The 10,726-nt window shown below is 58.8% G+C and carries 8 protein-coding genes; 4 read left to right on the top strand and 4 right to left on the bottom strand.

What is annotated here, in order from left to right:
* Positions 1-286: 286 nt before the first annotated feature.
* Both PVZ78_RS02705 and PVZ78_RS02700 read right to left on the bottom strand, forming a co-directional pair.
* Positions 287-559, bottom strand: coding sequence for a hypothetical protein (locus PVZ78_RS02705; RefSeq protein WP_041986068.1), 273 nt, complete (start codon positions 557-559; stop codon positions 287-289).
* Between the two features lie 788 nt (positions 560-1,347).
* On the bottom strand, positions 1,348-3,135 hold the full coding sequence (locus PVZ78_RS02700) for an ATP-dependent nuclease (protein WP_273828192.1): 1,788 nt from the start codon (positions 3,133-3,135) through the stop codon (positions 1,348-1,350).
* Positions 3,136-3,755: 620 nt separating this feature from the next.
* On the opposite strand from PVZ78_RS02700, the gene PVZ78_RS02695 reads away from it, so the two are divergent.
* The 4 genes from PVZ78_RS02695 to PVZ78_RS02680 all read left to right on the top strand — a co-directional run bounded on the left by PVZ78_RS02695 (position 3,756) and on the right by PVZ78_RS02680 (position 7,412).
* Positions 3,756-4,145, top strand: coding sequence for a RidA family protein (locus PVZ78_RS02695; RefSeq protein ID WP_028682636.1), 390 nt, complete (start codon positions 3,756-3,758; stop codon positions 4,143-4,145).
* Between the two features lie 210 nt (positions 4,146-4,355).
* Entirely contained in the window at positions 4,356-5,120 is a 765-nt protein-coding gene (locus PVZ78_RS02690; RefSeq protein ID WP_273828191.1) for an IclR family transcriptional regulator, read from the top strand.
* Positions 5,121-5,157: 37 nt separating this feature from the next.
* Positions 5,158-6,375 carry an amino acid deaminase gene (locus PVZ78_RS02685; protein ID WP_273828190.1) on the top strand — a complete coding sequence of 406 codons (1,218 nt, stop codon included), beginning with the start codon at positions 5,158-5,160 and terminating at the stop codon, positions 6,373-6,375.
* 128 nt (positions 6,376-6,503) lie between these two features.
* A complete protein-coding gene (locus PVZ78_RS02680) occupies positions 6,504-7,412 on the top strand; it encodes a sugar kinase (RefSeq protein ID WP_273828189.1) in 909 nt (302 codons plus the stop codon).
* Between the two features lie 189 nt (positions 7,413-7,601).
* Here PVZ78_RS02680 and PVZ78_RS02675 read toward each other — a convergent pair whose 3' ends face one another.
* Together PVZ78_RS02675 and PVZ78_RS02670 are read right to left on the bottom strand one after the other, a co-directional pair.
* On the bottom strand, positions 7,602-7,877 hold the full coding sequence (locus PVZ78_RS02675) for a peptidylprolyl isomerase (protein ID WP_007932676.1): 276 nt from the start codon (positions 7,875-7,877) through the stop codon (positions 7,602-7,604).
* A gap of 52 nt (positions 7,878-7,929) precedes the next feature.
* On the bottom strand, positions 7,930-10,467 hold the full coding sequence (locus PVZ78_RS02670) for a PAS domain-containing sensor histidine kinase (protein WP_016703104.1): 2,538 nt from the start codon (positions 10,465-10,467) through the stop codon (positions 7,930-7,932).
* Positions 10,468-10,726: the final 259 nt, after the last annotated feature.

The raw sequence follows: 10,726 nt of genomic DNA, 5'->3' as shown, positions 1-10,726 counted from the left end.
TTTTTCAAACGCCGGAATGCCGGCCCAGCAAAAAGTAACCAAAAAACGCTTGCCCCTGCGTACGGCCTTCGCTGCGCTCAGGTTCCCTCGTTACGGTGTCCATCAGGGGGCATCGCCCTCCGGTTGGCTTCGCTTCAACCTCCATGCGACGTCCTCGACTGCGTCGAGGGGCGCTGCGCGCCATCCCCCTGATGAACACCTCCACTCGGCCTCCCGATGGGGCGGGTGGATCAAGAGCTAGATCAAAAGCCAAAGCACAGCAAGAGCAAAGGCTAAGGCGGTTCGGTTAAGGCTCTGGCAGCTCCATCGCCCGTTGTTCTGCCACGTGCAACACGTCGCATCCGTCCTGCAACAACAAGGTTGCCACGCTGGAGAAGCGCATCAGGTCGAGGTCGTCGGCGTTGCGGCTGGTCATGCCGGACACGCTGTCCAGCATGTCCCGGGCAGCGCGGATGCGCAGACCGGCATAGGTCAGCAGGTCAAGCAAGGGGGCTTGAGGGTTGATAAAGGCGACAGGGTGGTCGGTGGTGTTGGAGGAGGTGAACGGTTGGTAATCCATAACGGTGACGCTCCATGAAGAGTTGAGGAGTTGCCACCTTTCGCGGCCAAGCGAATAAGGGTGGCAACTGTACGCGGGTTGGCCGACCGAGCTTCATGACCTCGGCACACCCGAAGGTGTCCCACGCACAGCCGCCATAACACGGACGTGCGGATGCAAAAAAGCGCCCGCTTTCGCATGGTGGGCGCTTATGCGCATGAAGGTTCGGACGGCCAAGTCCGGTCGCTGAATTGGCAGCGACAAGCGGAACTATAAGGAGAAGTGAGGAAGTAGACAAGGTACATAGGTCTGTCTGAACGACTTACAGAGAATCCTTACTCTATATCCAGACTGGTATTACCACTGAAGTAGAAGATGAATTGCCACAATGATCTAAAGAAGATTGTAGAAATGTAGGTGGCGATTTGCTAGCTTCAAAGCCAGCCTATGATCGTCAGCAGTTCGGTGGAATAGAGATGGCCGAGTATTTAGTGACCAGAGGCTGTGATTTTTCTAGACAACATTTCAGATAATGTAAGGAAGAAAAAATGACAGATAGACGGCCACTTAACCCCAATGTGACTGTTCCTAAGCCGGGTGGTGGGCAACAGCCTAGATCCCGAAATGACGATGGGCAGGTCCGCGAAAAGCGTAGTGATGCAGGAAAACCTAGGAAGAAATAGTGCTATATAGAGCTGGGCGAGCCACAAGGTTGTAGTTTTGGTGGCTCGCTTGGCTTTGTATTTTTAAATGATAGCTTTAAAAGTGTTTTTAATGGCTTTGCTCATTTGGAGTAGCTGTCTTCTGAGTTATTCGTTATCCAAAATTCTAATTATTCCCTCGAATACAGGTCTCAGCGGTTCAAATATTTCAGGTGTGTCATCTGCTATCTGAACAATCCACTCCGCAAAAGGGATTTTTGAGTCTTCATGTGTTGTTAATATGTTGAAGTGCTTCAAGTCATCTCTCGGGGTTATATAGGGCTGAATGCGGTGGAAATGCTCTGCTGAAATAATTTCTGCATGCGGAGAAGTAGTAAGTTGTAGAATTCCAGCCTCGAACGCTATGTTTCGAACTTCTGGCGTGAAGAAGTTTTCAAGGCTTCCTGGCCAAATATTCTTGGGTAAGCCTAGTGTTGTCATGAAACGGTCAAACTCAGTGTTGAAGGGTAGCCGGCACCAGTAAACTTTATTTGAATTATGCTGTACCCACTCACCAGTTCTGCTAAGGCGAGAGTTGGTATAGAGTGCACGACCCTCCGTGTCGTTATCAACCAAAGCGAATATTCTTCGTTCTGGGGCTAATCCTAATAGTACTTTTCCATCGCGAGAAAGACTTTCCATTTTTGTTGTGCCACCAGCCGACTCAAAACGAAATGGCATCTCGATATTCATGATGATTTCCCATGCTTTAGAGAAAATCATTACGTCAGAAGCGCCCTCGACGAAAATTATTGATTGATTATGAGCGTCAAGCCTTCGACTTAATTCTTTACTATTTTCTTCTTGTTCTAGGATTTTTGCATGTGCTTCTTTGAGGTAGGCACTAATTACTGGTAGATGCGGTGTCTCTCCCATTAATTCACTAGGAAGAGGGTCGGCAGGACCGCCTATTTTGGCAATCGATGAGTTAATTCGATCTTGGATGGTGTGAGAGCGACTAACAAAATATTTAGATGTGTCATCGTGCTCAAGTGAAAAAAAGGCTGGACTATGACTTGTTAAGAAGATTTGCTTGTTGGGCTGTTGGCCGAAGACTCTGAATCTGCTGGCCTCCTCAATCGCATTGGCTAACTCCAAGGAGTTCTCCGGTTCTTCAAAGGCCCAAATGTGAAAGTCCTCATTACTATGTTCGGCAAGGAAAGATAGAATCGGTGCGATGTGCCTTACTTGAACTCCATCACCACGTTGTAGTGTTAGGCTGTAAGAGTCTCCAGCCTCCGAGGTTGTTTCAAAGTCAAGTGATCTAAATAGATCGGTAAGATCCTTTGGTGTGGTTACGACGCTGGTTATATTTAAGTCCCTAAGAAGTTGCTCGCTAAGATCTTGTGTTCGATCCTGTAGGGCGCTTGTAAAGTTTGTAAGTGAACCGGAAAATTCAATATTTTTTGATATTACTTTGTAGATTTCTGCTTGAAGACTTTCAAGTATTTTTCGGTCTTTAATGGCTGGAATGTAATAAAGACGTATTTTGTTTAAGAAACGAGATAAATAGTGGCGCTTTGGATCTGGGATGGAAGTTGTGATTTGAGAATCTGAGCCTAAGGAAATGCTCCATTGCTTTTTTACCCAGAATCGATCTCCTAAAGACCCTCTCCAGGTTGCAGGGGTGTTAAACCAGATTTTTACATATACAAATTTTCTTATGTCGCCCTCTCCACCAGCTTCTGCTCTACGTGAGTGATTGAAGTCTTGAAAAAAATCAAACTCTTGGTCAGGACTGGTTTTGTTGTTAAAGAATAAATTCAGGGCGCGTAATATGTTGCTCTTTCCGGAGTCGTTTCTGCCAAAAACTACGTTGATGTCAGTGCAGTTGTTTAGGCTGTCTTTGTACATTGATCTAAAATATGCGATCTCTACTTGATCAATTAGACGCATTTTAACTCCATGTTTCGATTGCCGTATTGATATGAAAGATAAAGCAGTTTTTTGATTTTTTACTTGTGCGGCATAGTGCCATCTTTTTGGTGGGCTTGCCAACTTTAGGTTGGGTGGGCTCCTCCCATTTCTGATTTCAAAGCGGAAAATCGACGCCTTTCAGAGTTTAGGAAAGTCAATAGTTGGGCGTACGCTTTCATTTCTTGAAATTCACTTGATGTACCTATTCATCACCATCTCCCATCCCCTTGATAAAGCTAATATTCTCTATCGAGTACAGGTTTCTCTGATTTATTTGAATTTCCTCATCCGCTGTCCTCTCCTCATTTTCCATGGCACACTCTTGGTTGTTTTTCCGCTATTTCAAATAATTTTCCGCTATAGTGGAATTTTTTGTGGTTCTTGGAGTGCTTTTCCTGAAACGAAGACCTTGTTTAAAGCATGTGCTTTTTGCCGCAATGTTGGCTTTTGCCATGAGAGGACGCTCAGGTAGAGGACGGCGAACGGGATAGCCTACTCAAGCACGATCTTTGACTGTGGTAACTGACAGCATCCTGCGCCGCAGCAATTCCAAGAACAGTATTTTCTGATCGTCAACCTTCACCCAGGAGAACTTTCTTATGAGCATCACTCGCTACGGCACCGGCAGCACCGCAGGCGGTGGCCAGCCTCGTCCTTTCGCTCGTGCCGTTGAGGCCGATGGTTGGTTGTATGTGTCCGGTCAGGTGCCGGCACTGGATGGCGAAATTATTCATGGCGGCATCGTTGAGCAGACGCATCAGACGATGCGCAATGTGGTGGCGATTCTGGAGGAGGCGGGGTACGGCCTGGAGGATGTGGTGCGGGTCGGGGTGTGGTTGGAGGATCCGCGGGATTTCTGGAGTTTCAACAAGGTGTTCGGGGAGTATTTCAAGCCGGAGCATGCGCCGGCGCGGGCCTGTGTGCAGGCCAGCATGATGGTGGATTGCAAGGTTGAGATTGATTGTGTGGCGTACAAAAAGAAGGGCTGATGTGCGGCGTTTTGTAGACGCCTGTAGCCGCTGCCGAGCCATGGCGAGGCTGCGATCGACCGCGAAGCGGGCGCGCGGTCTTGAGATCGTTGAAGGTCCTGCGGACCTTATCGCAGCCTCGCTGGGGCTCGGCAGCGGCTACAGGGATAGGGGCAATGCCGGGTTTTGGGCGCGCCGGGAATTTCGTGATTTGTAGGAAATGGCACTGATATGACCGAAGACACCATCAAGCGTCGGGCCAAGGGGCTGGACCGGGCGTTCGATATTCTCGATTTCCTCAAGGAGATCGGCCAGCCGTTGCGGCCCCACGATATCGCCAAGGGCATCGGCAGCCCCAAGTCCACGGTGTACGAGCTGGTGGCGTCCTTGCTGGAGCGGCGGATTCTGGAGCCGGTGGGCCAGGATGGGCATGTGTACCTGGGCCGTCAGCTGTACTTCCTGGGGCAGGCCCATCTGCGCCATTTCGACCTGACGCGCGAGGCCGACTCGGCCTTGCAGGAGATCGTCAGCCAGACCCGCGAGACCGCGCAGATGTGCCTGCTCAACGGGCGCAAGTACACGGTGGCGCTGATGAAGGAGGGCGAGCGGCATTTTCGCATTTCCTCGAATATCGGCGAGAACGCGCCGATTCCCTGGACCGCTTCCGGGCGGCTGTTGCTGGGGCATTTGAGCGATGAGCAGATCGTCGAGTTGATCGACGAGCGCGACTTCATTCTCCCCGACGGTGAGCGCCTGCCTGTGGCGGCTTTCTTGAAGGAAATCCGTCAGGCCACGGAGGACGGTTTTTTCTCCTTCGACAGCGTGGCCGACACCTTTACCCATTGCTTCGCCGCCCCGGTGCGGGACGAGCGCGGGGTGTGCATCTGCACCCTGTGCATCGTCGCGCCACGGGCCGATGCCCAGAACAATTACGCCGACTACCGCCGGGTGCTGATCGACAGCGCGAATCGCCTGGCCCGTCGCATCAACGACTAGCGCTGGCCCCTGTGGCAGCGCTGTAAGGAGTTCGAATATGTCTTCTGTCTTGACCAACGCAGCAGTGGAAAAGGGCGCCGCCCAACCCGGCGTCAGCCTGGTGCGCGACGTCAGCCTGCCGGCCCTGGTGCTGCACCGCGCGGCGCTGGAACACAACATCCGCTGGATGCAGAAGTTCGTCAGCGACAGCGGCGCCGAACTGGCGCCCCACGGCAAGACCAGCATGACCCCGGCGCTGTTTCGCCGGCAGCTGGAGGCGGGCGCCTGGGGCATCACCCTGGCCACCGCGGTGCAGACCCGCGCGGCCTACGCCCACGGCGTGCGCCGGGTGCTGATGGCCAACCAGCTGGTGGGAACGCCGAATATGGGGCTGATCGCCGAGTTGCTGGCCGACCCGGGCTTCGACTTCTATTGCATGGTCGATCACCCGGACAACGTCGCCGACCTCGGGCAGTTCTTCGCCGCGCGCGGGGTGCGCCTGAACGTGATGATTGAGTACGGCGTGGTCGGCGGCCGTTGTGGCTGTCGCAGCGAGCAGGAAGTGCTGGCGCTGGCGCAGGCGATCCAGGCGCAGCCGGCCTTGGCCTTGTGCGGCATCGAGGGCTACGAAGGGGTGATCCATGGCGATCACGCGGTGAGTGGCATCCGTGAGTTTGCCGCGTCCCTGGTGCGCCTGGCGGTGCAGTTGCAGGACGACGGGCTGTTCGCTATCAACCAGCCGATCATCACCGCCTCGGGGTCGGCCTGGTATGACCTGATCGCCGAGTCCTTCGAGGCGCAGAACGCCCAGGGGCGTTTCCTCAGTGTGCTGCGGCCCGGCAGTTACGTGGCTCATGACCACGGCATCTATAAAGAGGCGCAGTGCTGCGTGCTCGACCGTCGCAGCGACCTGCACGAAGGCCTGCGCCCGGCGCTGGAAGTCTGGGCTCATGTGCAGTCCCTGCCGGAGCCAGGGTTCGCGGTGATCGCCCTGGGCAAGCGCGATGTGGCTTATGACGCCGGCTTGCCGGTGCCGTTGCTGCGTTACAAGCCGGGCGTGCTGCCGGCCAAGGGCGATGATGTCAGCGCCTGCAAGGTCACGGCGGTGATGGACCAGCATGCGTTCATGACCGTTGCGCCAGGGGTTGAACTGCGGGTGGGGGACATTATTGCCTTCGGTACTTCGCACCCGTGCCTGACCTTTGATAAGTGGCGTACCGGGTTGTTGGTGGATGAGCGGCTGGATGTGCTGGAGAGCATGGAGACCTGTTTCTAGGTCGAGCAGCGCCGCGTTGCGGCTGATCGCGAGCAAGCTCGCTCCTACAAGGGCAACGCTGTCCCTGTAGGAGCGAGCTTGCTCGCGATAGGGCCCGCCCAGACAACACTTCCCGCAGAGACCTACCTATGAGCATTGCCAAACGCATCGCCCTGATCGGCGAATGCATGATCGAACTGCAACACCGCGCCGACGGCAGCCTGCAACAGAGCTTCGGCGGCGACACCCTGAACACTGCCGTGTACCTGGCCCGCGAACTGGGCGAGGGCACTTGCGTCGACTATGTCACCGCCCTGGGTGACGACAGTTTCAGCGATGCAATGTGCCAGGGCTGGGTCGAGGAAGGCATCGGCCTGGGCATGGTCCAGCGCCTGCCGGGGCGTTTGCCCGGGCTGTACTGCATCCAGACCGACGCCAAGGGCGAGCGGCGCTTTCTTTACTGGCGCAACGAAGCGGCGGTGCGCGACTGTTTCACCACCCCCGCGGCCGAGCCGATTTTGGCGGCGCTGCCGGCCTACGATGTGCTGTATTTCAGCGGCATCACCCTGGCGGTGCTGGGCGAGCAGGGGCGCAAGAAGCTGATCGAGACCTTGATCGAGGCGCGCCAGCGTGGGGCGTGGATAGTCTTCGACAATAACTATCGGCCACGGCTCTGGGCTTCGGTGGAACAGGCGCAGGCGGCTTATCGCGAGGTACTGGCTTATGTCGATCTGGCGTTGCTGACTGTGGATGACGAGCTGGCGTTGTTCGGGTATGGCGGCAGTGCGGCGGTATTTGCCGCTTACCCGGATACCCCGGAAGTGGTGCTCAAGCGTGGCGCCGAAGCGTGCCTGATCCGCTGTGGCGGCGAGTCGTTCGAGGTGCCGGCGCAGCGGGTGGAGCAGGTGGTGGACACCACGGCGGCGGGGGATTCGTTCAGCGCGGCGTATCTGGCGTGTCGCTTGAAGGGCGGCAGCCCGCAGCAGGCGGCGGAAGCGGGGCATCGCTTGGCGAGCCGGGTGATTCAGGTGCCGGGGGCATTGATTCCAAGAACCTGAGGCAACCTGTAGCCGCTGCCAAGCCTTGGCGAGGCTGCGATCGACGGCGCAGCCGGCGCAAGGGCAGCATCCGCGATCAGTCAGATAGACCGCGTCGCCAGGTTTTGCGGCCCCTGCGGTGCCGATCGCAGCCTGCGGCAGCGGCTACAGTGTTGCAGCCGCGACGACGTAGCGGCCACGGGTGTTGCTTCAGTCGCGGTAGAACACCTGCACCAGGTGATAACCGAACTTGCTTTTGATCGGCCCGTGCACGGTGCGCAGGGGCTTTTTGAAGATGACCTGGTCGATGGCCCCGACCATCTGCCCCGGCCGTACTTCACCCAGGTCGCCGCCGCGTTTGCCGGAGGGGCAGGTGGAGTATTTCTTTGCCAGCACGTCGAAGGCTTCGCCCTTGGCGATGCGCTGCTTGAGCTGTTCGGCCTCTTCGGCGGTTTTCACCAGGATATGGCGGGCTTGGGCTTTCATGGGGCGGTTACCTTGGAACGGTGCGGACGGCGGCCGCGGATTATGCCTGAAATCAGCCCTGCTGGCCGATCATCTGACGAATCTTCTGGGCCAGCGCCTCGATGGAAAACGGCTTGGCGATCAGGTCCATGCCGGCGTCGAGAAAGCCCTGGCGCTCGGCGGCCTTTTCCGCATAACCGGTCATGAACAGGACCTTGAGCTGCGGCCGCTGCTGGCGGGCGATTTCCGCCAGTTGCCGGCCGTTCATGCCCGGCAGGCCGACGTCGGTCACCAGCAGGTCGATGCGCCGCTCGGACTCCAGCAACGGCAGCGCGCTCTTGGCGTCCTCGGCCTCGAAGGCGGTGTAGCCCAGTTCGCCCAGCACGTTGAGCACCAGCATGCGCACCGCCGGGTCGTCTTCCACCAGCATCACCGATTCGCCGGCCACCGCGTAGGGCGCTTCGACGCTGGCCGGTGCCGGGCTGTCGGCCTGGGCTCCGCTGTGCAGGCGCGGCAGGTACAGGCGCACGCAGGTGCCCTGGCCCGGTTCGCTGCTGATGGTCAGGTGGCCGCCGGATTGCTGGGCGAAGCCGTAGATCATCGACAGCCCCAGGCCCGTGCCCTGGCCGATGGGCTTGGTGGTGAAGAACGGGTCGAAGGCCTTGGCCAGTACCCGCGGGGTCATGCCGGCGCCGTTGTCGCTGACGCCGAGCATCACGTAGTCGCCGGCCTTGACCGGTTCCAGGGTGCCCAGGTCGCTGCCGTTGAGGTAGCTGTTGGCGGTCTCGATGGTCAGCACGCCACCGTCGGGCATGGCGTCGCGGGCGTTGATCACCAGGTTGAGCAGGGCGTTTTCCAGCTGGCTGGCGTCGCTGTTGATCGACCAGACGTTGTCGCCCAGGTTCATCTTCAGCTCGATGTGCTCGCCCTTGGTGTGGTTGAACAGGTCGTGCAGCGAGCGCACCAGCTGGTTCGGTTCCAGCGGCCGGCGGTCCAGCGACTGGCGCCGGGAAAACGCCAGCAGGCGATGGGTGAGGGCGGCCGCGCGCTTGGCCGAGGACATCGCGGCCTCGGTGAAACGGCCGATCTCGGCGCTGCGATTGTCATCGATGTAGCGCTGCATCAGTTCTAGGCTGCCGATGATGCCGGTGAGCATGTTGTTGAAGTCGTGAGCGATGCCGCCGGTGAGCTGGCCCACGGCCTCCATCTTCTGCGCATGGCGCAGGGCGTTTTCGGCGCGCTCGCGCTCGAACATCTCGCTCTGCAGGCGCTGGTTGGCGGCGGCCAGCGCCTGGGTGCGCTCGGCCACCCGTTCTTCCAGGGTTTCGTTGAGGTGGCGCAGGGCTTCCTCGGTCTGTTTGCGCTCGGTCTCGTCGATCACGAAGATGTAGAAACCATTGATCGCGCCGTCGGCGCCGTAGCGCGGCAGGTACTTCATCAGCGCATGCCGCGCGCGCCCGTCGCGATGCGGTGAGTTGGCTTCGAAGCTGCAGGGTTTGCCGGCCAGGGCGGCGGCGATCTTGTCGGCGCGGGTGGCGTAGATATCGTCCCCCACCACTTCGCGGATGGTCCGGCCGTACAGTTCCTGCGGGGTCAGGCCGTACCAGTCGAGGTAGGCGCTGTTGTTCAGGCGAAAACGCTCTTCGTGGTCGACGTAGCCGATCAGCACCGGCATGGCGTTGATGATCAGCTGCAGCTCGGTCTGGCTCTGGCGCAGCGCCTGTTCCATCTGCTTGCGGTCGGTCAGGTCCAGGGCGGCGCCGAGGAAACGCACCGGCCGGCCGTGGTGATCCTTGTAGCAGCGCCCGCGGGCGAAGACCCAGCGGACCTGGCCGTCGGGCTGTTGCAGGCGGTATTCCTCGGCGTACTCGGTGCCGTGGGTGATGCAGTGCTTGATGCTGCGCGCCACCATGCCCCGGTCTTCCGGGTGCACGCCCTTGAGGTATTCGCTGATGGGCAGTTGCCCGGCCAGGGTCGGGTCGATGCTGTGCAGTTGGGCGAAGTGGGCGTCGGCGATAAAGCGGTCGTCGCCGATGTCCCAGTCCCAGGTGCCGACCGCGTCGGTCGCCGCCAGCGCCAGTTGCAGGCGTTCTTCGGTTTCGTGCTGGGCCTTGAGGCTGGCCGCCGAGCGCTGCTCCAGTTCCAGGGCGATGCGCCGCCGCTCGTTGGTTTCGATGCTGGTCACCAGGATCCCGGCGACTTCGCCGCTTTCGTCGCGGATCGGGCTGTAGGTCAGGTCCAGCCAGACGTCCGACTCGCGGCCGTGGCGCTGCAGGGTGAAGGGTTTTTCGCTGAAGGTGCGTACCTGGCCTTGCAGCACGGCGTGGTAGATCGGCGTGGTGAAGTCCTGGAGTTCCGGCCAGGTCAGGTGGGTCGGCTGGCCGAAGGCGCCAGGGTGCTTGTTGCCGGCCAGCAGGGCGAAACCGTCGTTGTAGATCTGCGTCAGCTGCGTGCCCCACAACAGCAGCATCGGCATCGGCGAATGAATCACGATGTCCACCGCGGTGCGCAGGCTCTGCGGCCAGTGGTCGACCGCGCCCAGCGGCGTGGCGGCCCAGTCCAGCCGGGCAATCAGGGTTTCGGCTTCGCTGCCGGAGGTGGGGGCGTTCATGTCGGGGCTGTCCTGAGCGTGCATCACGCCGGCATTGTAACCGCTGCCGCCGGCTGCGATCGACGGCGTAGCCGGCGCAAGGGCGGTATCCGCGATCCGGCAGGTGGATCGGGTTGCCCGGTTTGCGGCCCTTGCGGTGCCGGGCGCAGCCTGCGGCAGCGGCTACAGGGACAACGATTTTCGCGGATGGCCCGTTTTGCGGGGGAGGTGGAGTTTGTGGCGGGCAGGTCCGGCCTCATCGCGGGCAAGCCTCGCTCCT

The sequence above is a fragment of the Pseudomonas sp. SBT1-2 genome (genome assembly GCF_028640875.1).
In the GTDB taxonomy this organism is placed as follows: domain Bacteria; phylum Pseudomonadota; class Gammaproteobacteria; order Pseudomonadales; family Pseudomonadaceae; genus Aquipseudomonas; species Aquipseudomonas chlororaphis_I.
This window is presented reverse-complemented; position numbering and strand designations above follow the sequence as displayed.